This window comes from Roseateles sp., assembly GCF_036486225.1.
Lineage (GTDB): Bacteria > Pseudomonadota > Gammaproteobacteria > Burkholderiales > Burkholderiaceae_C > Roseateles.
The window spans coordinates 1-25,866 of sequence record NZ_DASVNZ010000305.1 but is presented as its reverse complement, the minus strand read 5'-3'; the positions used below and the strand labels follow the sequence as shown (position 1 = coordinate 25,866).

Annotated in this window: 20 protein-coding genes; 9 read left to right on the top strand and 11 right to left on the bottom strand. The window is 68.7% G+C overall.

What is annotated here, in order from left to right:
* The 4 genes from infB to typA form a co-directional block, all read left to right on the top strand.
* Positions 1-1,963: translation initiation factor IF-2 (gene infB, locus VF536_RS20460; RefSeq protein ID WP_331616715.1), on the top strand; the 1,963-nt coding region annotated here is incomplete at its 5' end.
* Positions 1,964-2,038: 75 nt separating this feature from the next.
* Entirely contained in the window at positions 2,039-2,419 is a 381-nt protein-coding gene (rbfA, locus tag VF536_RS20455) for a 30S ribosome-binding factor RbfA (RefSeq protein WP_331616714.1), read from the top strand.
* Positions 2,420-2,468: 49 nt separating this feature from the next.
* Positions 2,469-3,428: a tRNA pseudouridine(55) synthase TruB gene (gene truB, locus VF536_RS20450; RefSeq protein WP_331616713.1), complete on the top strand. Its 960-nt coding sequence runs from the start codon at positions 2,469-2,471 to the stop codon at positions 3,426-3,428.
* Positions 3,429-3,513: 85 nt separating this feature from the next.
* On the top strand, positions 3,514-5,337 hold the full coding sequence (gene typA / locus VF536_RS20445; protein ID WP_331616712.1) for a translational GTPase TypA: 1,824 nt from the start codon (positions 3,514-3,516) through the stop codon (positions 5,335-5,337).
* Between the two features lie 256 nt (positions 5,338-5,593).
* Here the strand turns inward: typA and xdp1 are convergent, their stop codons facing one another.
* The 3 genes from xdp1 to VF536_RS20430 form a co-directional block, all read right to left on the bottom strand.
* Complete coding sequence (gene xdp1 / locus VF536_RS20440; RefSeq protein ID WP_331616711.1) at positions 5,594-6,424, bottom strand: exosortase-dependent surface protein XDP1; 831 nt, start codon at positions 6,422-6,424, stop codon at positions 5,594-5,596.
* A gap of 189 nt (positions 6,425-6,613) precedes the next feature.
* The gene (gene prsT, locus VF536_RS20435) at positions 6,614-9,436 is read right to left on the bottom strand and encodes an XrtA/PEP-CTERM system TPR-repeat protein PrsT (RefSeq protein WP_331616710.1); all 2,823 of its coding nucleotides are present in this window, start codon (positions 9,434-9,436) and stop codon (positions 6,614-6,616) included.
* Positions 9,437-9,447: 11 nt separating this feature from the next.
* Positions 9,448-9,942, bottom strand: coding sequence for a YajQ family cyclic di-GMP-binding protein (locus VF536_RS20430; RefSeq protein ID WP_297528740.1), 495 nt, complete (start codon positions 9,940-9,942; stop codon positions 9,448-9,450).
* A gap of 105 nt (positions 9,943-10,047) precedes the next feature.
* Between VF536_RS20430 and murB the strand changes: the two genes are divergently transcribed.
* Positions 10,048-11,118, top strand: a complete 1,071-nt coding sequence (murB, locus tag VF536_RS20425) for a UDP-N-acetylmuramate dehydrogenase (protein ID WP_331616709.1) — start codon at positions 10,048-10,050, stop codon at positions 11,116-11,118.
* Here murB and VF536_RS20420 read toward each other — a convergent pair whose 3' ends face one another.
* The 5 genes from VF536_RS20420 to VF536_RS20400 all read right to left on the bottom strand — a co-directional run bounded on the left by VF536_RS20420 (position 11,119) and on the right by VF536_RS20400 (position 16,321).
* Complete coding sequence (locus VF536_RS20420) at positions 11,119-11,463, bottom strand: hypothetical protein (RefSeq protein ID WP_331616708.1); 345 nt, start codon at positions 11,461-11,463, stop codon at positions 11,119-11,121.
* A gap of 117 nt (positions 11,464-11,580) precedes the next feature.
* Complete coding sequence (locus VF536_RS20415; protein WP_331616707.1) at positions 11,581-12,423, bottom strand: hypothetical protein; 843 nt, start codon at positions 12,421-12,423, stop codon at positions 11,581-11,583.
* A complete protein-coding gene (locus tag VF536_RS20410; RefSeq protein ID WP_331616706.1) occupies positions 12,420-13,850 on the bottom strand; it encodes an AAA family ATPase in 1,431 nt (476 codons plus the stop codon). Before VF536_RS20410 ends, VF536_RS20415 begins: the two co-directional genes overlap by 4 nt.
* A gap of 12 nt (positions 13,851-13,862) precedes the next feature.
* Positions 13,863-15,788, bottom strand: a complete 1,926-nt coding sequence (locus VF536_RS20405; protein ID WP_331616716.1) for an ATP-binding protein — start codon at positions 15,786-15,788, stop codon at positions 13,863-13,865.
* A gap of 2 nt (positions 15,789-15,790) precedes the next feature.
* Positions 15,791-16,321: a molybdopterin-dependent oxidoreductase gene (locus VF536_RS20400; RefSeq protein ID WP_331616705.1), complete on the bottom strand. Its 531-nt coding sequence runs from the start codon at positions 16,319-16,321 to the stop codon at positions 15,791-15,793.
* Between the two features lie 371 nt (positions 16,322-16,692).
* Here VF536_RS20400 and VF536_RS20395 point away from each other — a divergent pair, with 371 nt between their 5' ends.
* Entirely contained in the window at positions 16,693-18,405 is a 1,713-nt protein-coding gene (locus VF536_RS20395; RefSeq protein ID WP_331616704.1) for a long-chain fatty acid--CoA ligase, read from the top strand.
* A 23-nt stretch (positions 18,406-18,428) separates the two neighbouring features.
* On the opposite strand, the gene VF536_RS20390 is transcribed toward VF536_RS20395, so the two are convergent.
* From VF536_RS20390 to VF536_RS20380, 3 genes are read right to left on the bottom strand one after another with little or no spacing between them, the layout of a single operon-like run.
* Positions 18,429-19,277: a DUF924 family protein gene (locus VF536_RS20390; protein WP_331616703.1), complete on the bottom strand. Its 849-nt coding sequence runs from the start codon at positions 19,275-19,277 to the stop codon at positions 18,429-18,431.
* The gene (locus VF536_RS20385) at positions 19,274-21,412 is read right to left on the bottom strand and encodes a prolyl oligopeptidase family serine peptidase (RefSeq protein ID WP_331616702.1); all 2,139 of its coding nucleotides are present in this window, start codon (positions 21,410-21,412) and stop codon (positions 19,274-19,276) included. The genes VF536_RS20390 and VF536_RS20385 overlap by 4 nt, the downstream gene beginning before the upstream one ends.
* 55 nt (positions 21,413-21,467) lie before the next feature.
* Positions 21,468-22,028, bottom strand: a complete 561-nt coding sequence (locus VF536_RS20380; RefSeq protein WP_331616701.1) for a YaeQ family protein — start codon at positions 22,026-22,028, stop codon at positions 21,468-21,470.
* Positions 22,029-22,245: 217 nt separating this feature from the next.
* Between VF536_RS20380 and VF536_RS20375 the strand changes: the two genes are divergently transcribed.
* The 3 genes from VF536_RS20375 (at position 22,246) to VF536_RS20365 (ending at position 25,521) form a co-directional block, all read left to right on the top strand.
* Complete coding sequence (locus tag VF536_RS20375) at positions 22,246-22,923, top strand: hypothetical protein (protein WP_331616700.1); 678 nt, start codon at positions 22,246-22,248, stop codon at positions 22,921-22,923.
* Between the two features lie 19 nt (positions 22,924-22,942).
* On the top strand, positions 22,943-25,006 hold the full coding sequence (locus VF536_RS20370) for a M3 family metallopeptidase (protein WP_331616699.1): 2,064 nt from the start codon (positions 22,943-22,945) through the stop codon (positions 25,004-25,006).
* Positions 25,007-25,245: 239 nt separating this feature from the next.
* Positions 25,246-25,521 (top strand): hypothetical protein, encoded by a 276-nt coding sequence (locus tag VF536_RS20365; RefSeq protein WP_331616698.1) that lies wholly within the window; start codon positions 25,246-25,248, stop codon positions 25,519-25,521.
* The last annotated feature ends 345 nt before the right edge of the window (positions 25,522-25,866 follow it).

The following is a 25,866-nucleotide window of genomic DNA, read 5'->3' as shown; positions in this document are numbered from 1 at the left end:
GCTGCCCTCCAGCTGGGCTGACGATGCCAAGAAGCGTGGCGTCGCCGGCAAGCCGGGTGGTGGTCGTACCGACGGTCCGGCGCGTCCGGGCGGCGGCACGAGCTGGCGCGCGCCGGGCCGTGGCGGTGCCGGTGGCCGGCGTGGCGGTCGTGACGATCGCGGCGCCTCGCCCTCGAATTTCCAGGCTCCGAACGAGCCGGTGGCCCAGGAAGTGCACGTTCCCGAAACCATCTCGGTCGCCGATCTGGCGCACAAGATGTCGGTGAAGGCCTCGGAGGTCATCAAGCAGCTGATGAAGCTGGGTCAGATGGTCACCATCAACCAGCAGCTGGACCAAGAGACGGCCATGATCCTGGTCGAGGAAATGGGCCACAAGGCGTTCGCCGCCAAGCTGGACGATCCGGACGCGTTCCTCGAGGAAGAGGGCGCCGCCGCCGAAGGCCAGCACGAACTGCTGCCCCGCGCGCCGGTCGTCACCGTCATGGGTCACGTCGACCACGGCAAGACCTCGCTGCTGGACAGCATCCGCCGCGCCCGCGTGGCGGCTGGCGAAGCCGGCGGCATCACGCAGCACATCGGCGCTTATCACGTCGACACGCCGCGCGGCATGATCACCTTCCTCGACACCCCGGGTCACGAGGCCTTCACGGCCATGCGTGCCCGCGGTGCGCAGGCGACGGACATCGTCATCCTGGTCGTGGCCGCGGATGACGGCGTGATGCCGCAGACCAAGGAAGCGATCCACCACGCGAAGGCCGCCGGCGTGCCGATCGTGGTCGCGATGAACAAGATCGACAAGCCCGACGCCAACGCCGAGCGCGTCAAGAGCGAGCTGGTGGCCGAGCAGGTCGTGCCGGAAGAGTTCGGCGGTGAATCGCCGTTCGTCCCGGTGTCGGCCAAGACCGGCCAGGGCATCGACGATCTGCTGGAGCAGGTGCTGCTGCAGGCCGAAGTGCTGGAACTGAAGGCCGCGAAGGATTCGATGGCCAAGGGTCTGGTCATCGAAGCCAAGCTGGACAAGGGCCGCGGCCCGGTCGCGACGGTGCTGGTGCAATCCGGTACCTTGAAGCGCGGCGACGTGGTGCTGGCCGGCTCGACCTACGGTCGTGTCCGCGCCATGCTGGACGAGGACGGCAAGAACTCCACCGAGGCCGGCCCGTCCATCCCGGTCGAGATCCAGGGCCTGACGGAAGTGCCGCGCGCCGGTGACGAGTTCATGGTGCTGAGCGACGAACGCCGCGCCCGTGAAATCGCGACCTTCCGCGCCGGCAAGTACCGTGACGTCAAGCTGGCCCGCCAGCAGGCCTCCAAGCTGGAGAACATGTTCGCCGACATGACTGCCGGCGACGTGCAGACGCTGCCGCTGATCATCAAGGCCGACGTGCAGGGCTCGCAGGAAGCGCTGGCTTCCTCGCTGCTCAAGCTGTCGACCGACGAGGTCAAGGTCCAGATCGTGCACGCCGCGGTGGGCGCGATCAGCGAGTCCGACATCAACCTGGCGATCGCCTCCAAGGCCGTCGTGATCGGCTTCAACGTGCGTGCCGATGCCGGCGCGCGCAAGGTGGCCGAGCACAACGACGTCGACCTGCGCTACTACAACATCATCTACGACGCCGTGGATGAGGTGAAGGCGGCGATGGCCGGCATGCTGGCTCCGGAGCAGCGCGAGGAGATCATCGGTACCGCCGAGATCCGCACCGTGTTCGTGGCGACCAAGATCGGCACCATCGCCGGTTCGATGATCACCAGCGGTCACGTGACGCGCAACGCGCGCTTCCGTCTGCTGCGCGACAACGTCGTGGTCTACACCGGCGAGATCGAGTCGCTCAAGCGCCTGAAGGACGACGTCAAGGAAGTCCGCGAAGGCTTCGAGTGCGGTATCAAGCTGAAGAACTACAGCGACATCAAGGAAGGCGACCAGCTGGAAGTCTTCGAAATCAAGGAAGTGGCGCGCACGCTGTAACCCAGCCTGCCGTCGCTCCACGCCCGGCGGGTCGTACCGCCGGGCTTTGTTGTTTGAGAGAGTGAGGAAAGAGCCATGCGTCACAAGCGATCTATCCCCAACCGCGGTCTGCGCGTGGCGGACCAGATCCAGCGCGACCTGGCCGAGCTGATCCGGGACCTGAAGGACCCGCGCGTCGGCATGGTGACGATCAATGCGGTGGAGGTCACGCCCGACTACGCACACGCGAAGGTCTACTTCTCGCTGCTGGTCGGCGATCCGGAGGCGACCGGCGCGGCGCTGAACGAGGCGGCAGGATTCCTGCGCAACGGCCTGTTCAAGCGGCTGCAGATCCACACCGTGCCCAGCCTGCATTTCCATTTCGACCGCACGATCGAACGCGCCGCCGAGATGAGCGCGCTGATCAACAAAGCGAACCTGTCCCGAGCCAAGGACGACGAGACCACCGAGGACTGAGGTCCTCCGAGCCAGAAAGACGGCGTCCCGAGAGGGCCGCCGCGTAGTGATGAGCGCAGTAGCCCCCCGCCCCAAGATCGTGAAGCGCGCCGTGCACGGCGTGCTGATGCTGGACAAGCCGATTGGCCTGACCAGCAATGACGCATTGCAGAAGGTCAAGCGCCTGCTGCGCGCGGAGAAGGCCGGCCACACCGGCACGCTGGATCCGCTGGCGACCGGGCTGCTGCCGCTGACCTTCGGCGCGGCGACCAAGTTCAGCCAGGTTTCGCTGGAGGCCGACAAGGGCTACCGCGCGACGCTGCGCCTGGGGATCACGACCACGACCGGTGACGGCGAAGGCGAGATCGTCGAGCAGCGCGACGAGGTCGCGAAGTCGCTGGACCTGGACGCGATCCGCGCCGCCTGCGAAGGCTTCCGCGGCGCGATCTCGCAGCTGCCGCCGATGTACTCGGCGCTGAAGCATCAGGGCCGGGCGCTGTACGAGCTCGCCCGTGAAGGCGTGACCGTCGAACGCCAGCCGCGCAATGTGACGATTCATGCGCTCGACATCGTCGAATGGCACCCTGCGGAGCTATTGCTGGTGATCGACGTGCGTTGCACCAAGGGCACCTACATCCGCACGCTGGGCGAAGACATCGGCGCGACGCTGGGTTGCGGCGCGCACCTGGCCGGCTTGCGCCGGACGGCGAGCGGTCCGGTGTCGATCGACCGCGCGGTGACGCTGGAACAGATCGAGGCGCTGGACGAAGACGCCCGCCTGTCGCTGCTGACCGCGCCGGACAGCCTGCTGGGCGAGTGGCCCGAGGTCGAACTGAGCAACGACGAGGCCGGCCGTTTCCTGTCCGGCATGCGCCGGCGCGTGACGCTGACCGACATGCCGCAGGTGCGTGTCTACGGCCAGGCGCCGCGCGCCTTCCTGGGCAGCGCCCACGTGGCCGGCGGCGAGCTGATCGCCGACCGCCTGCTGAGCCCGACCGAAATCGCTTCCATGCTGATGCAGGCCGCCTGAGCCGACATCGCCAACAAGATCCGAGACATCCCGAGTTCCCCGACTTCCTCCGAATCCAGAGAAAGCCCCTAGCGAAAGCCGCCCCATGAGCAAGCAAATCCGCAACATCGCCATCATCGCCCACGTCGACCATGGCAAGACCACCATGGTGGACCAGCTCCTTCGCCAGAGCGGCACCTTCGCCGAACACGAGAAGGTCGTCGACACCGTGATGGACAACAACGCCATCGAACGTGAGCGCGGCATCACCATCCTGGCCAAGAACTGCGCGGTCAGCTGGGAAGGCACGCACATCAACATCGTCGACACCCCGGGACACGCGGACTTCGGCGGTGAAGTCGAGCGCGCGCTGTCGATGGTCGACGGCGTGGTGCTGCTGATCGATGCGCAGGAAGGCCCGATGCCGCAGACGCGCTTCGTGACCAAGAAGGCGCTGGCGCTGGGCCTCAAGCCCATCGTCGTCGTGAACAAGGTCGACAAGCCGGGCGCGAAGCCGGACGCCGTCATCAACGCCGCGTTCGACCTGTTCGACAAGCTGGGCGCCACCGACGAGCAGCTGGACTTCCCGGTCGTGTACGCCTCGGGCATCAACGGCTGGTCGTCGCTGGAAGAAGGCGCGCCGGGCGAGAAGTGGGGCGAGGACATGTCCGCCCTGTTCAACACGGTGCTCAAGCACGTGCCGGCCCAGAAGGGTGATCCGGAAGCACCGCTGCAGCTGCAGATCTCGGCGCTGGACTTCTCGACCTTCGTCGGCCGCATCGGCGTGGGCCGCATCAGCCAGGGCACCATCAAGCCGTCGATGGACGTGGTCGTCATGGAAGGTCCGGACGGCAAGTCCGTCAAGGGCCGCATCAACCAGGTGCTGACCTTCCAGGGTCTGGACCGCGTGCAGGCCACCGAAGCCGGCCCTGGCGACATCGTGCTGATCAACGGCATCGAGGAGATCGGCATCGGCGTCACCGTGACCGATCCGTCCAACCCGGCGCCGCTGCCGATGCTCAAGGTCGACGAGCCGACGCTGACGATGAATTTCTGCGTCAACACCAGCCCGCTGGCCGGCCGCGAAGGCAAGTACGTCACCAGCCGCCAGATCTGGGACCGCCTGCAGAAGGAACTGCAAGCCAACGTCGCGCTGCGCGTCAGCGAGACCGACGAAGACGGCATCTTCGAAGTGATGGGCCGCGGCGAACTGCACCTGACCATCCTGCTGGAAAACATGCGCCGCGAAGGCTACGAGCTGGCCGTCTCCAAACCGCGCGTGGTGTTCCAGGACATCAACGGCGAAAAGTGCGAGCCGATCGAGCTGGTCACCGCCGACGTGGAAGAAACCCACCAGGGCGGCGTCATGCAAGCCCTGGGTGAGCGCAAGGGCGAGCTGGTGAACATGGAGCCGGACGGCCGTGGCCGCGTGCGCCTCGAGTACCGCATCCCGGCCCGCGGCCTGATCGGTTTCTCGAACGAGTTCCTGAACCTGACGCGCGGCTCGGGCCTGATCTCCAACATCTTCGACGGCTACGAGCCCCACAAGGGTGACATCGCCGGTCGCAAGAACGGCGTGCTGATCTCCATGGACGCGGGTGAAATCTTCACCTACGCCCTGGGCAAGCTGGACGACCGCGGCCGCATGTTCGTGAAGCCGAACGACCCGGTCTACGAAGGCATGATCGTCGGCATCCACAACCGCGACAACGACCTGATCGTCAACGCGACCCGCACCAAGCAGCTGACCAACTTCCGCGTGAGCGGCAAGGAAGACGCCATCAAGGTGACGCCGCCGATCGACCTGACGCTGGAATACGGCGTCGAATTCATCGAGGACGACGAGCTGGTCGAGATCACGCCGAAGTCGGTGCGTCTGCGCAAGCGCCATCTGTCGGAGAACGAGCGCAAGCGCGCGCTGCGGAGCTGATCGGGGAGGCGCCTGGACTGCTGAAGTCCGGGCGTTGGCCGCCAGTGCATGGGGCCTTGCCGGCAAGCGGCAAAACCCCAAGCACAGCCGTCCCCAACCACTGTCTCACTGCCTCGGTTTTGCGACCGAGGACGATGGGAAATGAAAACGCCCGGTGCACTCAGTGCATCGGGCGTTTTGTCTTTGGGCTTGCCGTTGGTCGTGCGTCGCAAAAAGAAAAGCGACCCGTAGGTCGCCTTTCGCGGAGCAGGGAGGCTCAGCTTTGGGATTGCTTGCGGCGGCGCACGCCGACCAGGCCGAGCAGGGCGACGGAGGCCAGGGCCAGGGAGGCCGGTTCCGGCACGTTGCCGTTGTTGCTGCCGCCACCGGGCTTGTTGCCGGAGACGGAGAACAGCTTGACGAAGTCGTAGCCCGCGTAGCTGGTGCCCGTGCCGCGGGTCAGGCCGCTGGTCGAGCCGTCGGCGCCCGTCGGGCTGCCGCCCAGCTGCGAGTTGTAGGCAGTGATGATCCACCAGCTCGAGGTGAGGCTGGTGTTCAGGTTGACTGTCGAGTTGGCGTTGTTGCCCACGTCGGCGTAGCTGTTGACCAGCGACCAGCCGTTGGCCGACTTCAGCGTCGCAGCGGTCTTGCCGTTGATCGTGCTGGCGACGTCGCCGGAGGTGGAGCCGGTGTAGGCCAGCACCGTGATGTCGCTGTCGTACTGCCACCAGCCGAGCTTGACCTGGGTCAGGTTCACGGCGGAGTCGAACTTCAGCAGGATCAGGTCCTGGTAGCCGTAGTTGTCCAGCGCATGGTTGGGCGACTGCGAGTCGCCGCCCGGCGCCGTGACGCCGAAGCCGCTGCCGCTGTAGTAGGCCAGGGTGCTCTGGGCGAAGCCGGCGGTGCTCGAATACGCGCCGCTGGAGGTGGTGTTGATCGCCGCCGAGTAGGCCGAGTAGCTGACGTTGGGTGCCGGGTCGCCAGTCTCGTTGCAGTTGCTGACGCAGCTGCCCGCCGTCCAGGTGGAGAGCGCATGCGCGCTGAACGGCAGCAGCGACGCAAGCGCCACGGCAGCCATTCCGATCAGTCGTTGTTGAACTTTTTGCATGGTTTCCCCTCGGTGCCCCGACGTGATCGGAGTGTCAGATTCGTTCGACCTTCAGTTAGCAAGGCCCGGGCCAACATCTCGAATGCCTTGCGGCACAAGCACTTGTCGTTGAATGTGTCCGCCTCTGGAACGGGACTGTAAGTTCTTCCGACAGGCGCAGGAACCCCTCACCAGAGGGGCTTTGCGCCCTCAGCGCAGGGTCTGGCTCAAGGCCAGCGCCTCCTTGTGACTTTCGAACGCCGTGCTGCGCAGCGCGGCCTCCAGTTCCTCGCGCGCTTCGGCCTTGCGCCCGGCCTTGGCCAGCGCCGCGGCCAGGTGATAACGGATGTCCGGGCTGCTGGGCTCCCTCAGCCGCGCGTCGCGCAGCAGCTGCAGCGCCCGGTCACCGTTGCCGGACAGGTGGTAGGCCCACCCGGCCGTGTCGATGACGAACGGGTTGCGCGGATCCAGCGCCAGGGCCTTCTCGGCCACCGTCACCGCGGCGGCCGCCTCGCCTTGACGGAGCAGGGTGCTCGCCAGATTGTTCAGGGCCTCGACGTCGTTGGGCCGGAGCTTGAGCGCCGCGTCATAGCTGCGGCGCGCCGCCGGGAAGGCGCCGGCGCGCGCCTGGGCGTCGCCCAGGGCCTTCCAGGCGGCGATGTCCGCCGGATGCGTCTTCAACCAGCGCTCGGCCAGGTCCTGCGCGGCCTTGCCGCCCGTGTCCTGGCGGCTCAGGGCCCGCATCAGCGCCAGGAGGCTGCCGCTGGTGGGCTGGACCTCATGGGCCTTGCGCAGCGATTCCAGCGCCTGGGCGGGCTGCTTGCGGGCCTGCGCCACGTCCGCCAGCAGCGAGTAACCCAGCGCGATCTGGGGCCGGAGCTGGACGACCTGCTTGGCCTGCTTCTCGGCCAGCGCCAGGTTGCCCTGCTGCATCGCGACCGTCGAGGACAGCGCCAGCGCGCCGACGTGCTGCGGCGCGGTCTGCAGGGCCTTGTCCAGGCTGTAGGCGGCGCCGGCGAGGTCGCGTGCGTCGAGCTGCAACCCGGCGATCTGCGCCAGCGGGTCCGCGCCGAATCCCGACCGCCGTGCGGCGTTGGTGAGCGTCGCCGTGGCGCCCTTGATGTCGCGGTTCGCGAGCTGCGCCCGCGCGTAGGTGATCAACGTCTGCGGATCGTCCGGGGCCTTGCCGAGCAGCTTGCGCGCCGCCTCCAGCGCCGGCGCCGGCTGGTCCTGCTTCAGCAGCCAGGCGACCAGCGCCTGGTCGGCCCGCGTGTTGCGGGAGGTGCTGACGTCGGTGGCCTTGGACAGCCAACGCGGCACCTCGGCGGTCTGGCCGCGGGCCTCGCTGAGCAGCGCCATCTCGTAGAGCGCGTCGACGTTCTTCTCGTCCGTCTTCAGCAGGGCGGCCAGACGGGTCTGGGCGGCGTCGAACTGGCGTTCGGTGATGTCGACCCGCGCCAGGCCGAGTTGCGCCTCCAGCAGGCCGGGATCGAGCTGGCTGGCCTTCTGGTAGGCCTCGCGCGCACCGGCTGCGTTGCCGGCCGCGCGGCGCGCCACGCCGAGCTGGATCCATGCGGTGGGGTTGTTCGGGTCCTGCTTGACCAGCTTGTCCGCGACGCCGACCGCCTTGGCCGTCTGTCCGCCGCGCAGGTAGAGCGACACCAACGCCATGCCTGCGTAGACCTGGCGCGGATCGCGCTGGAAGGCCTTTTCGAGTTCGCCGACCGCGTCGCCGGACTGGCCGCCGCGCAGCAGCGACAGACCGAGCGCGGTGCGGAACTCCGGCGCGTCCCGCGACTTGAGCGCCTCCTGCATCAGCGTGGCGGCGCGCGCGTGGCGACCCTGTGCCATCTGCAGTGTGGCCATCATCACCAGCGCCTGGCCGTCGCCGGGATAGGCCCTGAGGTAGGACTCCAGCACCTCGCCGGCGCGGTCGAGGTTGGGCTCGGCCACGTAGACCTGCGCCAGCAGCTTGGACAGCGGGCTGTTGGGCGTCTGGCGCTGCGCGTATTCGAGGTAGGGCTTGGCCTTCTCCATCTCGCCCAGGCCGAAGTGGGCCAGGCCGTTCAGCATCAGCGCCTGGGGGCGGAAGCGGATGAACTCGATCGGCACCGGATCCAGTTCGGCGGTGACCGCCTTCAGCGCGGCCTTGGCCGCGGCGGCGTCGTTGCGGCGCTCGGCGAGCACCGCGCTCAGGTAGAGGCCCCGCGGCTCGCTGGGGGCCAGCTTCAACGCGGACTGGACCTGGGCCAGCGCATCGGCGTCGCGGTTCAGGTCGATCAGCAGGCCGGCGCGTGCCAGTTGCGCTTCGAGGTGGCGCGGATCGGCCGCGATCGCGCGCTCGTAGCCCTTGAGCGCGTCGTCCAGCTTGCCCTGCACATGCGGCACGGTGGCGCGCTGGTAGAGCGCCTCGCCGTTGCCCGGCGCGAGCCGCAAGGCCTGCTCGGCGGCGGCCGTGGCCTGCTCGAACTGGCGCGCGCGCAGGCGCAGCGGCACCTCGGCCAGCCAGGTGTCGGCGTTGTCCGGGGGAATGGCGCGCGCCAGCTCGATCTGGGCCTGCGCCCGTGCCGGGTCGCCGAGGTCCGAGGCCGCCGCCGCGCGCACCAGCAGCAGCGGCTTGCGGATGTTGTCGGGCAGGCCGTCGGGCACCAGGGCCGGGAGCTTGAACACTTCGGCCTGCTTGCCCTGCGCGACCAGCGCCTGCGCCAGGGGCACGGCCACTTCGGCGCGGTTGATGCCTTGCGACAGCGCCTCGTTGAACTCGATCTCGGCGGCCGCGGCCTCGCTGCGCATCAGCAGCGCCTTGCCCAGCAGCACGTGCACCGTCAGCATGCGGGCGTCCTGCTGCAGCGCGTTCTTGAGCTGGATGACGGCGCCGTCGATGTCCTGGCGTTCGAAGCGCTTGAGCGCGTCCTCGTAGTACCGCGCGGCCTTGACGCTGTCCGCGTGCGCGGTCGACGCGCCCATGGCCAGCAGCGCAGTCAGTGCCACGGCGGCGGGACGTCGCCAGCCGGACTTGCGAAGGGTGCCCATCGCGTCGAGGATCACTTGCGGTAGTTGTCGAAGCTCAGCGGCAGATCGGGCAGCGCCTTGCGCAGCGCGGCCTGGGCGCCCTGGAGGTCGTCCAGCGACTTGCCGGTGATGCGCACGATGTCGCCCTCGATCTGGGCCTGCACCTTGAGCTTGCTTTCCTTGATCGCGGCGACGACCTTCTTGGCCTCGGGCGCTTCCAGGCCGTTCTTGATCTTGTAGACCTGCTTGACGCGGTCGCCGCCGAGCTTCTCGATCTTGTCCTGCTTGTCGACGAAGCCGAGCACCACGCCCTGCTTGGTCAGTTTCGAATACAGCACGGCCTCGATCTGCTCGAGCTGGAACTCGGCGTCGCCGGTGGCGTGGACTTCCTTTTCCTTGTCCTTCCACTCGATGGCGGCGCTGGTGCCCTTGAAGTCGAAGCGGGTCGCGATCTCCTTGGCGCTGGCGTCCACGCTGTTGCGGACCTTCACCATGTCGGGTTCGAGGACGGTGTCAAAGCTGGGCATGTGTGTACGACTCTTTCGAAAGGGGAGGGCGGGGCCCGATTGTCGGACGCCGGCCACCGAGGGGACCTTCGGGGCCATCCGGTGATATGGGCGAGAATTCTAGCCATGCAGTCTCCCGCCATCCCCCCCTCGACCGAGCGCCGCGAGGGCGTCGTCATCGAGCACGACGTCAACCTCAAGCCGTACAACACCTTCGGCCTGCCCGCCACGGCGCGCCGGCTGGTGCGCATCCGCGAGGAACTGGACGTCCGCCGCGTCGTCGACCACCCCGAACTGGGCCGTGCGCCGAAGTTCGTGCTGGGCGGCGGCTCGAACCTCGTCCTGACCAAGGATGTCGACGCGGTCGTGCTGAAGATGGAGATCCAGGGCCTGAGCGTCGAGGAACGCGAGGACTGCTGGATCGTCGAATCCGGCGCCGGCGTGCCCTGGCACGAGGCGGTGGCGTGGTCGCTGGCGCAGGGCGTGCCGGGACTGGAGAACCTGGCGCTGATTCCCGGCACGGTGGGGGCCGCGCCGGTGCAGAACATCGGCGCCTACGGCATCGAGCTGAAGGACCGGCTGGAGAGCGTGGACGTGGTCGACCTGACGACCGGTCGGCGCGTGACGCTGCCGGCGTCGGTGTGCAGATTCGGATATCGCGACAGCGTGTTCAAGCAGACCGGCTACGGCGGCCTGGCGGGCAAGAGCGTGATCACCAAGGTGCGGCTGCGCTGCCCCAAGCCGTGGCAGCCGCAACTGGGTTACCTGGACCTCGAACGCAAGATGGCCGAGACCGGCATCGCCGCGCCCGATGCGCGTCAGGTGTTCGAGTGGGTCTGCGAGATCCGCAGCGCCAAGCTGCCGGACCCGGCGCGCATCGGCAATGCGGGGAGTTTCTTCAAGAACCCGGTGGTCAGCGCGGAGCAATGCCGCGACATCATCGCGCGCGACCCGCACATCGTGCATTACCCGATGGCCGACGGCAGCTTCAAGCTGGCCGCGGGCTGGCTGATCGATGCCTGCGGGTGGAAGGGCAAGAGCGTCGGCGGCGCGGCGGTCTACGAGAAGCAGGCGCTGGTGCTGGTGAATCGCGGCGAGGCCCGCGGCGCCGAAGTCGTCACGCTGGCGCGCGCGATCCAGGAAAGCGTCTACGGCCGCTTCGGCATCCGGCTGGAGCCGGAGCCGGTGGTCGTCTGATCAGATCCAGTGGAAGCCTTTGGCCATCACGGCGGCGAGGCTGAGCGCGACGGTGATGAGTGCACCAAACATCAACCGGAAGTCGTGGGTGCGAATGGCCGTGATTTCGGCGCGCATCTCCTTCCGGAATTCGCGAAACTCGCTCTTCCATTCACTGACTTCGTTTTTCAGTCCATTCACGTTGGTCTCCAAGATCGCCACCTTGACGGCAAGGTCACGATCGTGAGTCGGTGACGAGGTCCGGTCAATGGCTTCGACAGGTGGTAAGGGGTGACGTGATGAGGTCAGGCGAGGCTCTCCGGCAACACCTGACCCCAGCAACTCATGGGACATGAGACTGCTCATTCGGCGACTCCTGATAGGACGAAAGGAATGCGTCCAATATCGGCCGAATCGGCGCGAACCGCTAGTCGGAAGCCCGCCCACCGAAGAGGGACTGACGGGGGCCGACCTTTTGGGGGATCAGGGTGTCAGCAATCCCCACGTCCGCAGGAAATGCCGCGTCATCGCCGCGAACGGCTGGTCGCCATCGGCGCGGCGGCGGATGCCGGCGAGGACCTTGGCTGCATTCGGCGAAGCGGGGTTCATTTCCTGGAACGCGAGCGCCAGGGTGCGCAGCAGGTCGTAGTGATTCCAGCGCAGCCGCAGCAACTCCGTGCGGTTGAGTCCGAGCACCTCTTCAACGGCCTTCGCGGCGGCCTTGGCTTTCGCCGAGCGACCGCGTGCGGTGAGCCAGACCTCCTGCGTGGCTTCGATGGCGTTCCACGACAGCAGCTTCTCGGGATCGACGAGGTAGGGATCGGGCAGGTGCGGCTGCTCGCCCGCGAAGAAGCGCTTCAGCGACGCGTCCGTGGTGCTCGCGGGATCGAGGCAGAAGGTGGCGGCAAGCGCCGCCGCCTTGGCCGCATCCGCCGGCTGCGCCGCGGGCATGCGCGGCGGCTTCAGACGCGCGCCGGTAACCGGGAAGGTGTTGCCCTTGTAGACCTGGTTGCAGACCTGGCAGCTGAAGGTGTAGTTGTCGACGCAGTAGGCGAGCCACCAGTACAGGTTTTTGGGGCGAAAGTGCTCGACGTCGCCGTGCGCGACCACGGCCGTATCGGCCTCGCAGTACGCGCACTTGCCGGCCGAGTCGAGCTTGAGCGCGGGCTTGGCGGTCGACCAGATCTGGCGCGCCTTGGGCTTGAAGTCGACCTGGCCGCCGTCCTCGTAGAAGTAGCCTTCGAGCTTGAGCAGGCGCTGCTGCAGCTTCGCGCCGGTGAACGCGCCCAGACTCGCGGCGTCCCGGCCACGCCGCAGCCGGATCACTTCGAGCGCTCCACCCGTTTCACCGCCGCCTTCAGCTTGGTTGGCGACAGCGTCAGCGCCGGTGCGGCCTTCTTTGCCGAGCCTTTGGCGCTGGTCTTCTTCGCAGGCGCCGCTTTAGCCGGCTTCGCCGATGCCGCTGCCTGCTTCGCGATCGTCGCCTTGAGTTCCTTCAACAGCGCCGACTGCTGGCGCGCGTAGTCGGGCACGGCATCCCATTCGGGCGCGGCCCGCAGGACCTCGGCGCTGCGCTGCAGCTGCGAGCGCTCGCGGGTGGTCAACGCCTTGCCTTGGGTCTTCGTCTTCGTGTGCAGCTTGCGCGCCGTATTCCGCGCGGATTCCACGGCCACCGAGTCCATCGATTCGAGCCCGAACATCGGACTCATCAGCAACTGGTGCAGCATCATGAGCCGCGGCTCGCCGACGAAGGGCACCAGCGTCGGCTGCTGCTTGGGGCCTTCGCGGCGGATGACGAAGAGCTCGCCTTCACCGCTCTGCTGCGCGGTCAGCGCCGAGTGCGTCGTCGCGATGAACTGGAAATTCGGCAGCAGGGCCGACAGGAAATCCACCAGCTGCCGGCGCCAGACCGGGTGCAGATGCAGGTCGAGTTCATCGATCAGCAGCACGCCGCGCGTGGCCAGCGGATCCTTGCGATCGGGGAAGGCTTCGGTGATGCGGAAGAGCAGGTCGCCGCACCAGGCCGCCATGTTCTGGTAGCCGTCGGACAGCTGGTTCAACGGCACCTCGCCGTCGACCGTCCTGAACATCAACTGGCCGGACTCCTTGTCGATGCGCGAGAAGTTCATGCCCCGCATCAACTGGTTGAGCGCCGCGCGGATCGGCGCCAGCGCTGCGTCGCCGCGCCGGTAGTCGAGGTCCATGGCCCAGCGCTGCAGCGACACCAGCGACGCCTCCGGCGAGAACATCGAAGCCAGCGCGCGCGCCCGTGACGAACGCGCCGAATCGTCCAGCGGACCGCTCACGCGCTTGCCGCCTTCGGGCGGCCGGCGCGAGACGCCGTAGCCCAGCACGAAGTAGTTGCGGTCGGCGTGGCGGATCGCCGCATCCAGCGCTTCCAGCGTCTGCGCGTTGCGCTCAAAGATCTGTCGCAGGCCGTCGCCGCGATGCAACTCCAGCGCGATCTCGCGCGGCTCGCCCTTGGCGGTGACCAGCGTGCCGGCGATGCGGCATTGCCGCGCGCCGTTGCGTATCCATGCATCCGCGTCGCCGAGCAGCTCGGGCAAGGCCTCGCTGCCCGCGAGCAGCAGGCCGATCGCGCGCAGCACGGTGCTCTTGCCGCAGCCGTTCTCGCCCAGCAGCAGCGTCCAGCGCCGGTTCGTGCCGGCGGGCGCGTCCAGACCCGCGCCGAAGTCGATCGCCAGCGAGGCCATCGAGCGCACGTTGCTCAGCGCGATCCGGGACAGGTACATGGGAGAGGGATGCTACGCCGCTTCAGGCCGCGCCGGCGACGGCGCCAGCGTCTGCAGGCACACGCGCAGCGTCTCCAGTTCGACCGGCTTGGCGAGGAAGGCGCTGATGCCGGCCTCGTCGGCCTTCTGGCGCGACTCCTCGAACGCGTCCGCCGAGAACGCGACGATCGGCAACCGTCCGCGCGGCGCCGGGAGTTCGCGCATCAATCTCGTCGCCTCGAAACCGTCCATCTGCGGCGTGTGCAGGTCCATCAGCACGAGGTCGAAGGGCTGCTGCCGCAATGCGTGCAACGCCTGCAGGCCGTTCTCGCACAGCGTCGGATGGTGGCCGAGCCGCTCCAGCATCGCCTCGATGACGATGCGGTTGGTCGGGTTGTCTTCGCTCACCAGCACGCGCAGACCGGTCACGGGCGCGACCGGCGCGCCGGTGCCCGGCACCGCGTCGGACGCGTTGGCCGCCTGGGTCGAACTGGAGGCCGCCGCGCCACCCGGCAGCATGCGTCCCGGCGGCAGGTCCGCGCCGGCGCGCAGCGGCAGCGCGAGCGTGAAACGCGCGCCCTGGCCGACGGCGCTCTGCACATGGATGTCGCCGCCCATCGCACGCGCCAGCCGGCGCGAGATCTCCAGCCCCAGCCCCGCGCCGCCGTGGCGCCGCGAGGTGCTCGCGTCGCCCTGGCTGAAACGCTGGAACAGCCGCGCCTGTGTCTCTGTGTCGATGCCCGGGCCGGTGTCGCTGACCTCGACCATCAGCAGGTCCTCGCCCAGCGCGCCGACGCCGCGTCGCATCTGGCAGCCGACATGGCCCCGGTCGCAGAACTTCAGCGCGTTGCTCAGCAGGTTCAGCAGGATCTGGCGCAGCCGCGTCGGGTCGGCCAGCACCCAGCCGGGCACGTCGTCGTCGACGCCGAAGTGCAGCGACAGGCGCTTCGCCGCAGCCTGCGGCCGGCTCAAGGCCTCGAGCTCCTTCATCAGCGCGCTCGGCTGCAGCGGCTCCGGCGCGATCGACAGGCCGCCGGCCTCCATGCGCGTCACGTCCAGGATGTCGCCGAGCACCGCCAGCAGATGTCGCGCGCAGTCGTTCGCGGCCTTCAGCTGGTCCTGCTGCGCGGGGGTCAGCGGCGCGTCCTTGATCAGGCCCAGCATGCCCAGCAGCCCTTGCAGCGGCGTGCGCAGCTCGTGGCTCATGTTGGCGAGGAAGACGGTCTTGGCACGGTTGGCGGCGTCGGCCTCGCGCTGCGCGTCGATGAGCCGCGCTGCCAGCGCCTTCTGCTTGTCGCCGTAGCGCTCCAGGCCGCGGAACTGGCGGTAGATGACGGCCGCGAACAGCAGCGTCATCGCCGACAGCACCGCCGTCAGGCCCAGGCTGACGCGGCTCTGGTTGCGCACGATCTCGTTGCGCTGCGTCACGTCCTCGGCGACATGGTGGGTGGAGGTCAGCGACAGGTCGCGGATCGGATCGGCCAGCGGCTCCAGCCGGTCGATGATCTCGGCGATGCGCTCCGGGTGTTCGCGGATCAGCGCGCCGTTGAGCGGCAGCGCATCGGCCCAGCGCACGAAGTCCTGCGTGCGCGTCAGCGTGCGCTGGTAATCGGGGTGATGCGCCAGCACGAGCGCGGCGTGTTCGCTCTCCACCAGGTTGAGCCGGCTGACGAAGATCTCATAACGCTGCGCGACCTGGTCGGGATCGACCGCGACGCTCGGCCCGGCGGCCTGTTCGAGCGACAGGCGCAGCTTCAGGTACTCGGTCTCGAACTGGAACAGGCTCCAGACCAGGTAGTCGTCCTGGTAGCGCCGCGTGCCGTTGAGCGCCTCGTACTGGCGCGCCTGCAGCCAGGCGACGCCCGCCAGCGCCAGCACCAGCAGCAGGCCCATCGAGGAGACGGCGATGCGCCAGCGGCGCTGCTTGGCCGAGACGATGCGGGCGGCGTCGCGCGACATGCTCAACGCAGCTCCAGGTGGGTGAGCTGCCACGCCGAGCGTCCGTAGAAGATGCTGTTGCGCAGTTCGGGCGCGCGGTCGAACGGATAGATCAGGAACAGCGGCCCCTTGTCGCGTACGGCCATCGGCTTGTCGTCGATCAGCCGCGCGACGATGACGTCGTAGCGCGCGCTGTCGTCGATGGGGATGTTGACGCGGTAGTCGTTGAGCGCGCGCGCCTCGATGGTGCGGCCCTGCGCGCCGGCGGCGGCGAGCACGTCGCGCAGCAGCGGGCCGGTGAACTTGCGCGGGCTCGGGTACCAGGGGGTCTGCGTGCTGAAGCTCACCTGCGGGAGCTTCTCGAGCATGGCCATGTCGAAGGCCGCACGGCCGTCTCGGTTGGCGTTGCGCAGCGCACCGCCGACGGTCAGCACGACCGGGCCGGCGGGCAGATCCAGCGGCTGCTCGGCGGGGATCGCCCACGCCGTGGCGGCAGTGGATCCCAGGACACAGGTCAGGAGCCCGAGCAGGGCGGAACGGCGCGCAATCAGCATGGACGGAAGCACGGCCCGATGGCGCACCATCGCCTCCGGGTCGGAGGCGCGTGCCGCAGGGGCATTGGTAAAAGCCCGCATGCTACGCGCGGGGGTGGGGAGGAGCATGTCGGGGACCACCCCAATGGCGGGGACGGAGTCTGCTTTACGCCACACGTGGGCGGGACACGCCCTCGAGGGGGGCCTCGACTGCGGTAGGCCGGGCGCGGGCACTCCACGGTGCAAGGGGCATCCCTCCGGGAATCCCCAGCACCATCCCGGCCCCACGGGCGCTCGTTGACCGCGCGCTTCGTCCGGTGTTGTCGCTGCGGTGACAAGGTGGGTGATTGGGCCGACTGAAGATCGGTCCAACAAAGACAGGAGACAGATCGATGACGCGCGTGGTCACCCCCCGTCCCGAGAACGCCGACGTGCAGTACAGCCATTGGCCGGCCCGGTTGCCGCGGCGGCTGGCGATTCCGCGGACTTCGCTGTGGTTCAACCTGGAGGTCGCCGCGAACCGGTATCCGGACAAGGCGGCGACGCAGTTCCTCGGCGCCACACTCAGTTTCCGCGAGATGCGCCGCCAGGCCGAGGCGCTGGCCGGCTGGCTGCGCGCGCAGGGCGTGGGCAAGGGCGATCGCGTCGCGCTGTTCCTGCAGAACTGCCCGCAGTACCTGATCGCGTTCTATGCGATCAACCGCGCGGACGCGGTCGTGGTGCCCGTCAATCCGATGAACCGGGAGGACGAGTTCGGCCATTACCTGACCGACCCCGAGACCAAGGTCGTGATCTGCAGCGGCGAACTTTCCGGCATCGTCGCCAGGGCCGCGGAGAAGCTGCCCGCGTCGCAGCGGCCGCGCGCGGTGCTGGTGACGCAGTACTGGCAGATGCTGCCGCCCGCCGGGCCCGATCCGGCCTGCGATGCGCCGGAGGCGATGCGCCACTGGCTGACCGCCGTGCACGAGCTGCCGCCGGGCGCGACCGACTGGCGCGAGGCGATCGCCGCCGGCCTGGTGCCGGGACCGCACACCGCGGGACCGGACGACCTCGCGATGCTGCCCTATACGTCCGGCACCACCGGGCTGCCCAAGGGCTGCGTGCACACGAACGCGACGCTGATGTCCAACAGCTGCGGCGGTTGCCAGTGGGGCTACGCCAGCGCGGAGTCGGTGGGCCTGGCGGTGGTGCCGATGTTCCACATCACCGGCACGCTCTACGGCGTGCTGGGGCCGGTGTTCATCGGCATGACGCTGGTGATCATGCCGCGCTGGGACCGCGAGCTCTGCGGGCGGCTGATCTCGCGCTACCAGGTCACGCACTGGACCTGCATCCCGACAATGATCATCGACCTGTTCGCCAGCCCGAACTACAAGTCCTTCGACCTGCGCAGCCTGCGCTACCTGAGCGGCGGCGGCGCGGCCATGCCCAAGGCGGTGGCGGAGCGGCTGCAGGCCGAGTTCGGCCTGACCTTCGCCGAAGGCTACGGCCTGACCGAGACCGCCGCGCCCAGCCACGGCAATCCGCCCGAACGCGCGAAGCTGCAGTGCCTGGGCATCCCGATCTTCGGCGTCGATTCACGCATCGTGGATCCGACGACGCTGGAGGAACTGCCCGTCGGCGAGGTGGGCGAGATCATCACGCACGGCCCGATGGTGTTCCAGGGCTACTGGCGGCAACCTGAGGCGACCGACGCGGCCTTCGTCGAGCTCGACGGCAAGCGCTTCTTCCGCACCGGCGACCTCGGGCGCATGGACGAGGAGGGCTACTTCTTCATCACCGACCGCCTCAAGCGGATGATCAACGCCAGCGGCTACAAGGTCTGGCCGTCGGAGGTGGAGATGCTGCTGTACCGCCACCCGGCCGTGCAGGAGGCCTGCATCATCGCGGCCAAGGACGCGTACCGCGGCGAGACGGTGAAGGCGGTCGTGGTGCTGCGCGCCGAGGCCAAGGGCAAGACCACCGACAAGGACATCATCGACTGGGCCCACGAGCACATGGCCGCCTACAAGGCGCCGCGCATCGTGGCGTTCGTCGATGCCCTGCCCAAGTCAGGCTCGGGCAAGGTCATGTGGCGGCTGCTGCAGGAACAGGAGCCGAAGTAGCGCCCAGAGACGCTCTGAGATGCTCAGAAGCGCGATCCCGGCTGCTTCAGGAACTCGATCTCCTCGGACGTGCTTTCGCGGCCGAGGATCTCGTTGCGGTGCGGGAAGCGACCGAAGCGCACGATGACGTCGCGGTGCTTGTGCGCGTAGTCGAGTGCGTCCTGGAGGCGCTGATCTTCCGCGGCCAAGGACTCGAAGGCCGCGACGCTGCGATCCTGCATCCCCAGGTCTTCGGCGTGCTCCAACGGCATCGCGACGAACCAGCGCTCCAGCACGCCGAGTTCCTGTGCGCGCGGCTGCAGCGCCAGGGCCGCTTCCAGCGCGAGCGCATCGCCGGCGAAGGACGCCGGCGTGTCGCGATGGACGTTGCGGGTGAACTGGTCCAGCACCAGGATGCGCGCCAGCGCGCCCCAGGCCGTGGAATCCCAGTCGCGCAAGCCGCCGCGCAGGGCCTGGTCGATGACGGGACCGAAGCGTTCGCGCAGTGCCGCGTCGAAGGCGGCGTCCTTCTTGAACCACTTCATCTGGACCTGGCCGTCCTGCGCGCTGCCGGGCAGGCCGAACCATTCGTTGAGCACGCGCTGCGCCGGCGCCGGCGTCAGCAGTCGCTGCCAGCGCGGATGCCGCAGCAGCCAATGCCGCACGTAGCTGCAGCCGGGCACCAGCTGCAGCGGGAACTCCGCCAGCCAGCGCGCCGCGGCCTCCACCAGCTGCGAGGCCACGCCTTGCCCGGTCAGCTGCGCCGGCACGCCGGTGTGCGTGATGATCAGCTGTTCGCCGTGACGCTCATAGTCGAGCCGGCATTGCAGCCCGGGTTGCGGCTGCGCAAGGAAGCATCTCGCGTCAGGAAGATGCTGGATGACCAGATTCAAGATGCGTCTCCACGAGAGGCCTCCCTGCCGAGCTGACGCCACAAATAGGCGAACTCGAGGGCTTGCAACAGCGCCCGCTGCTGGTTGTCCGCAGCGCCGCCATGGCCGCCCTCGATGTTTTCGTAATAGAAGCACGCCTGCCCCAACGCCTGCATGCGAGCCGCCATTTTCCTCGCATGGCCGGGATGCACGCGGTCGTCGCGCGTCGACGTGGCGAAGAGCGCCCTCGGATACGTCACCCCCGGCTTGAGCTGCTGGTACGGGCTGTACGCGGCGATGTGCGCCCAGTCGTCGGGCTCGTCCGGGTCGCCGTACTCGGCCATCCAGGATGCGCCCGCCAGCAGCAGGTGATAGCGCTTCATGTCGAGCAGCGGCACCTGGCACACGACCGCGCCGAAGAGCTCCGGCCGCTGCACCATGCAGGCGCCGACCAGCAGCCCGCCGTTGCTGCCGCCCATGATCCCGAGCCGTCCAGGTCGCGTCAGGCCGTGGGCGATCAGGTCCTCGGCCACGGCGATGAAGTCGTCGAAGCTGCGCTGCTTGTGTTCGAGCGTCGCGGCCTGATGCCAGCGCGGGCCGTACTCGCCGCCGCCGCGGATGTTGGCGACGACCAGTTGCCCGCCCCGCGCCAGCCACGCCCGGCCGTTGCCGCCCGAGTACCAGGGCTGCAGCGAGACCTCGAAGCCGCCGTAACCGTAGAGCAGCGTCGGCGTCTCCTTCTGCGCCTGCGCGCTGCGGCCGCGTTTGCCGATGACGAAGTAGGGCACGCTCTCGCCGTCCGCGCTGGTCGCGAAGCGCTGCTCGACGCTCATGCCGTGGGCGTCGAACTGCGCGCCGCGCTGCTTCAGCGTCTCGCGCGTGTCGACGCCGGCCTGCGCCAGGCAGACGACGTCCGGCGTCAGGAAATCGCAGTAGTGCAGCAGGTAGGCGTCGCCCAGCGTGTCCTCGCGCAGCTCCGGGTCGTGCAGGCTCTGCACGCTCAGCGTGCCGGGGAAGGGCGCCTTGACCTGGCGCAACGTCGGCGGCTTGTGCGACAGGTCCCACTCCTCGAGCCGGCTGGCGACGTGCTCGCTGACGTTGATCAGCAGGTGATGGCGCGTCAGCGTGTAGTCCTCGAGCGAGCGCCCCGCCGTCGGCGAGAACATCACCCGGATGTGCTTGTCGTGCCGCTCGTTCTTCCAGAACGAGGCTTCCTCCATCAGCAGCAGCGAGCCTGACGGATAGGTCGGCCCGTGCGGGATGGCCCAGTCGGTGCGCGGACGCAGCAGCATCCAGGGACCTTCCAGATGGACGCTCATGTCGCTGGGCAGGTCGATGGGGACGAAGGCGCCGTCCTTCCAGAGGAAACGCGACTCGTTGTAGAAATCCAGCGCGCGGCTGAAGACGACGCGCTCGAAACCCGGCGTGCGATCGACCGACGCGGAGACCGACACGTCGCCCTTCTCGCCTTCGAAGATCACCGGGGCCGCCTCCAGCGGCGTGCCGCGCGCCCAGCGCCGGACCTGCCGCGGATAGCCCGATTCGGTCAGCGAGTCCGGCCCGAAATCGCTGCCCACCAGCAGCGTGTCGGCGTCCAGCCATTCGACGTCGCTCTTGGCCTCGGGCACGAAGAAGCCGCCGTCGGCCGGAGCAATGAAGCGCAGCGTCTCCAGGTCGAATTCACGCAGCTCGTGCGCATCGGCGCCGCCGTCGGACAGCGACACCAGGCAGCGCCGGTAGTCGGGCGCCAGCGCCGTCGCGCCGTGGAACACCCAGCTGCGGCCCTCGTCGCGGCCCAGCGCGTCCAGATCCAGCACCAGGCGCCAGGGCGGTTCGGCGAGCTGGTACTCCTCCAGCGTGCAGCGCCGCCACAGGCCGCGCGGATGGGCCTCGTCCTGCCACAGGTTGTAGAACCAGTCGCCGCGCCGCGCGACGTGCGGGATGCGGTCGCGGGCGTTGAGGATCTGCAGCAGTTCCTCGCGCACCGGCTCGAACTCAGGTTCGGCCTTCAGCACGGCGAGTGTGCTTTCGTTGCGCTCGCGCACCCACTGCAGCGCGCGTTCGCCCTCGTCGCCTTCCAGCGCTTCAAGCCACAGGAACGGATCGTCCTTGGCGGCGGTCGAGTCGACGGGTGCGGACGGGACGGATTGAGGCACTGCGGTCTCCTGATTCTCAAGGGCGGGCAAACCCGCCCCTACCTTAACCCAGGAGTTACTCCTCGCGTTCCTTCAGCAGCTGCGGCGTGATCTCCACCGCGCCCTTCTCGGTGCTGACGTACGCCGTCCCATCCTGGATGCTGACCTGCCACTGCATGCCGCGCTCCGCCAGGGCGGCCAGGGCCTGCGCCTGTTCCGCCGGGATCTGCCACACCGCCAGCTTGGGCGTGCGCTGCAGCTTGTTCTGGATGCCGGTCCACCACACCGGCGTGCTGGACGCGTAGCCGATGACGGTGACGCGATCCGCCCGACCGTGCGCCTGGCGCAGCCGGCGCTCGTCGGGCTGGCCGAGTTCGATCCAGTGGACGACCTGACCGGTCAGGTCAAGCTGCCACAGCGGCGGTTCGTCGACGTCGGACAGGCCCTTGCTGAACTCCAGCTTGCCGTGCAGGTCGTCCGCCGGCACGTTCAGCGCGTAGGCGAGGATGCGCAGCATCATCCGCTCGTCGGTCTCCGACGGATGGCGGGCGACGGTCAGGGAGTGCTCGCCGTAGACATGGCGGTCCATGTCGGAGAGCTGCAGCTGGGCTTTGTGGATGGTGGCCTTGAGCGCCATGGTCGGATGCCGCCTGGGGGCGGTCGTGTTCGGGGTGGTCGGGCTGGACGGCCTGCCGTGCGGGCTGCACGCGGGCCGGAAACGATCTGAAGCGGCGCATTATCCGGGTCGTGGCATCATGCCGACCCGCAGAGCGGACCAGACGCGAGCCGACGCGAGCCGGACGGTCCGTACCGACGAGACAGCGCCCACCCGGCGCAATGACATGAGAGACGACATGAACCTCCTTCGCACCTCCCTCGCCGTCGCGGCACTGCTGGCCTGTGGTCTGGCCTCCGCCCAGACGAGCGCACCCGCCAAGCCCGCCGCCAAGCCGGCCACGTCGACGCCTGCCGCTCCCGCCGCGGCCCCGGCCACCAAGGGTGGCAAGGGCAAGCTGATGACGCGCGACGAGTTGCGCACCTGCATGAACTCGAACCAGCAGAACGAGGAAGCCGCCGCCGAGCTGGACAAGAAGAAGGCCGTGGTCCTGAAGGAACGCGACGAGCTGAAGGCCTCCAAGGCGGAATCGGACAAGTTCGAGTCCGACATGCAGGCGCAGGGCACGGCCCTGAAGGCCGAGATCGAGGGTGTCAAGGCGTTCGGCGCGGAGATCGAGGCCGGCGCGTCCAAGATGGAGAAGGCCGAGCTGAAGGCCAAGCAGGAGGAGTACCAGGCCCGCGCCACCGCCCTGCAGCCGAAGATCGACGCCTTCAACAAGGCGCGCAACGACCGCGTCGAGGTCAACAAGGCCTTCAACGCCCGCGTGGATGCGCACCAGAAGATCGCCGACGATTTCAACGAGGCCGTCGAGGACCTGAACGACAAGCGCAACGAATGGAAGTTCAAGTGCGCCAGCCGCTCGTACGACGAAGCCGACGAGATCGCGATCAAGAAGGAACAGAACAAGAAGTGATGAGGAAGGGGCAGACCCGATGAGCACCACCCTGCTGTCCAATCCGCTGCTGTCCGCCTGGACCGGTCCTTACGGGCTGCCCCCGTTCGACGCGATCCGCGCCGAACATGTCGAACCCGCCTTCGAGGCCGCGCTCGCCGCGCATCGCGCCGAGCTGGCCGCGATCGCGTCGAATCCGGCCGCGCCGGACTTCGACAACACGCTGGCCGCGCTCGATCGCGCCGGCCGCGCGTTGACCGCGTTGGAACACCTGTTCTCGACGCTCAGCGCCTCGGCCAGCTCGCCCGAGCTGCAGGCCGTGCAACGCCGCATGGCCGCGCCGCTGGCGGCGCACACCAACGCCATCTACCTGAACGCCGCGCTGTTCGAGCGCGTCGAGCGGCTGCATGAGCAGCGCGCGTCGCTGGGGCTGTCGCCCGAGTCGCTGCGGCTGCTCGAGCGTGTGCACCTGGACTTCGTTCGCGCCGGCGCCCGGCTGCAGGGCGAGGCCCGCGCGCGCTACGCCGCGATCATGGAGCGTCAGGCCGAGCTCAACACCCGCTTCGCGCAGAACGTGCTCGCGGACGAGAGCAGCTACCAGCTGGTGCTGCGTGGCGAGGCCGAGCTGGCCGGCCTGCCGGACTTCGTCCGCGCCGCCGCACGCCAGGCCGCGCTGGATCGCGGGCAGACGGAGGAGGGCGTGCATGTCGTGACGCTGTCGCGCTCGCTGATCGTGCCCTTCCTGACTTTCAGCGAACGCCGCGACCTGCGCGAGTCGGCCTGGCGCGCCTGGGTCGGCCGCGGCGAGATCGCCGGCGAGACCGACAACCGCGAACTGGTGCGCGAGCTCCTCGCGCTGCGCCACGAACAGGCCGCGCTGCACGGACATCGCAGCTTCGCCGACTACGCGCTCGCCGACACGATGGCCGGCCGCCAGTCCGCCGTGCAGGGCCTGCTGGACCAGGTCTGGGAACCGGCCAAGGCGGCCGCCGCGCGCGAGCGGGCGATGCTCGACGAGGTCCGCGTGCAGCTGGGCCACGACCTGACGATCGAGTCCTGGGACTGGCGCTGGTACGCGGAGAAGGTCCGCCAGCAGCGCTTCCAGCTCGACGAGGCCGAGGTCAAGCCCTACTTCCCGCTGGACGCGATGGTGCAGGCGATGTTCGACTGCGCCTCGCGCCTCTACGGCCTGCGTTTCGTCGCGCAGCCGCAGGTCGCCGGCTACCACCCCGACGTGAAGGTCTACGAGGTGCAGCGGCCCGACGGCTCGCTGCGCGGGATCTTCGTCCAGGACAACTTCGCGCGTCCCACCAAGCGCAGCGGCGCCTGGATGAACGCGTTGCGCTGGCAGGCGCGCAACGGCATAGCCGCGCTGCCGATCATCCTGAACAACAACAACTTCGCCAAGGGCGCGCCGGGCGAGCCGACGCTGCTGTCCTTCGACGACGTGCGCACCCTGTTCCACGAATTCGGCCATGGCCTGCACGGGCTGCTGTCGGACGTCGAGTTCGAGCGCCTGTCGGGCACCCAGGTGCTGCGCGACTTCGTCGAGCTGCCCTCGCAGCTGATGGAGCACTGGATGGCCGAGCCCGAGGTGCTCAAGCGGCATGCGCGGCACTACAAGACCGGCGAGCCGCTGCCCGACACGCTGCTGGACCGCCTGAAGGCGGCCGCGACCTTCAACCAGGGCTACGAGACGGTGCGCTACTGCGCCTCGGCGCTGGTGGACCTGGCGCTGCACGGCCGGGCGCAGGCGGACGTGCCGGATCCGGTCGCCTTCGAGCGCGAGACGCTCGAGCGCCTGGGCCTGCCGCCGGCGATCGGCCTGAACCACCGGCTGACGCATTTCCAGCATCTGTTCTCCGGCAGCTACTACGCCTCCGGCTATTACGTCTACCTGTGGGCGGAAGTGCTGGACTGCGACGCCTTCGAGGCGTTCGTGGAAGCTGGCGATCCGTTCGACGCGGCGACCGCGCAATCGGTGCTGGCCAACATCCTGTCGGTCGGCAACAGCCGCGAGCCGGGCGCGACCTATCGGGCCTTCCGTGGTCGCGATGCGAGCGTCGTGCCCATGCTCAAGGGGCGCGGCCTCATTCCTGCCTGACCCCTGCCTGACCCCTGCCTGACCCCTGCCTGATCCGGCACCGCCTCCGTCCGACGAAGGGCCCCGCAAGGGGCCCCTAGTTCTTGGGGTAAACCCTTTCGAAGGGGGTCATTCATCGCGCCCAGCCGCAGTTCATCACCGGCAGGCACGGGTTGGTCGCAGCCGGCTTCCGCCAGGGGTTAACCCTTGGAATCATCCGTCCCGTGCCGCAAGAACAACCCGCGGCCCCGGAGAACGAGATGAACACCATTCGCTGCTACGACCGATTCACGAACGTCAAGCGCGTTGCCGCGCTGATCGGCGTCGCGACCGGCATCGTCGCCGGCCTGCTGCTGGCGCTGCCCAGCCGGGCCGAGGAACCGCAGCGACTGCCCACGGTGGTCATCCACGGCAAGTCCACCCAGACCCTGGCCGCGCTGCGCGCCGCCGGCGATGTGCAGACACTGCCGACGGTGGTGGTCACCGCCCGCCGCGCGGACCGCGCGCTGGACGGCGAACAGGTGGCCGCGCGATGAGCGAACATGACGCCCTGTCCGGTATCCGCCTGTCCTGGCCGGCCCCGCTCCAAGCGGCGATGCAAGGGATGGTGCAAGGGATGGAACGCGGGATGACCGCGGGCGCAGAGCGCGCCATCGCTTCAGCCTCGCGTCAGCCGATGTCCGCCGTGCTCCCTATGATGCGGGGATGGACTCTGCCCACGCCGCCCTCGATCCCGTCGCTGCCGACGTGACGGCCTCGCCCGAGGTCGTCCCGCTCGCCGCGGCGACGCCCTCCAAGCTCCGCTTCGCCGCCGTGACCGGCGCCGGTTCGGGCATCGGCCGCGCCGCCGCGCAGGCGCTGATGCAGGCCGGCTGGCAGGT

What these genes read in the sequence shown, in the direction of transcription:
- VF536_RS20370 (WP_331616699.1), top strand. Translation starts at nt 22,943, where the DNA reads ATGAGCACCACCCTGCTGTCCAATCCGCTGCTGTCCGCCTGGACCGGT.
- VF536_RS20430 (WP_297528740.1), bottom strand. Translation starts at nt 9,942, where the DNA reads ATGCCCAGCTTTGACACCGTCCTCGAACCCGACATGGTGAAGGTCCGC.
- typA (WP_331616712.1), top strand. Translation starts at nt 3,514, where the DNA reads ATGAGCAAGCAAATCCGCAACATCGCCATCATCGCCCACGTCGACCAT.
- xdp1 (WP_331616711.1), bottom strand. Translation starts at nt 6,424, where the DNA reads ATGCAAAAAGTTCAACAACGACTGATCGGAATGGCTGCCGTGGCGCTT.
- VF536_RS20405 (WP_331616716.1), bottom strand. Translation starts at nt 15,788, where the DNA reads ATGTCGCGCGACGCCGCCCGCATCGTCTCGGCCAAGCAGCGCCGCTGG.
- truB (WP_331616713.1), top strand. Translation starts at nt 2,469, where the DNA reads ATGAGCGCAGTAGCCCCCCGCCCCAAGATCGTGAAGCGCGCCGTGCAC.
- murB (WP_331616709.1), top strand. Translation starts at nt 10,048, where the DNA reads ATGCAGTCTCCCGCCATCCCCCCCTCGACCGAGCGCCGCGAGGGCGTC.
- VF536_RS20410 (WP_331616706.1), bottom strand. Translation starts at nt 13,850, where the DNA reads ATGTACCTGTCCCGGATCGCGCTGAGCAACGTGCGCTCGATGGCCTCG.
- VF536_RS20380 (WP_331616701.1), bottom strand. Translation starts at nt 22,028, where the DNA reads ATGGCGCTCAAGGCCACCATCCACAAAGCCCAGCTGCAGCTCTCCGAC.
- VF536_RS20395 (WP_331616704.1), top strand. Translation starts at nt 16,693, where the DNA reads ATGACGCGCGTGGTCACCCCCCGTCCCGAGAACGCCGACGTGCAGTAC.
- VF536_RS20365 (WP_331616698.1), top strand. Translation starts at nt 25,246, where the DNA reads ATGAACACCATTCGCTGCTACGACCGATTCACGAACGTCAAGCGCGTT.
- prsT (WP_331616710.1), bottom strand. Translation starts at nt 9,436, where the DNA reads ATGGGCACCCTTCGCAAGTCCGGCTGGCGACGTCCCGCCGCCGTGGCA.
- VF536_RS20375 (WP_331616700.1), top strand. Translation starts at nt 22,246, where the DNA reads ATGAACCTCCTTCGCACCTCCCTCGCCGTCGCGGCACTGCTGGCCTGT.
- VF536_RS20400 (WP_331616705.1), bottom strand. Translation starts at nt 16,321, where the DNA reads ATGCTGATTGCGCGCCGTTCCGCCCTGCTCGGGCTCCTGACCTGTGTC.
- rbfA (WP_331616714.1), top strand. Translation starts at nt 2,039, where the DNA reads ATGCGTCACAAGCGATCTATCCCCAACCGCGGTCTGCGCGTGGCGGAC.
- VF536_RS20420 (WP_331616708.1), bottom strand. Translation starts at nt 11,463, where the DNA reads ATGAGCAGTCTCATGTCCCATGAGTTGCTGGGGTCAGGTGTTGCCGGA.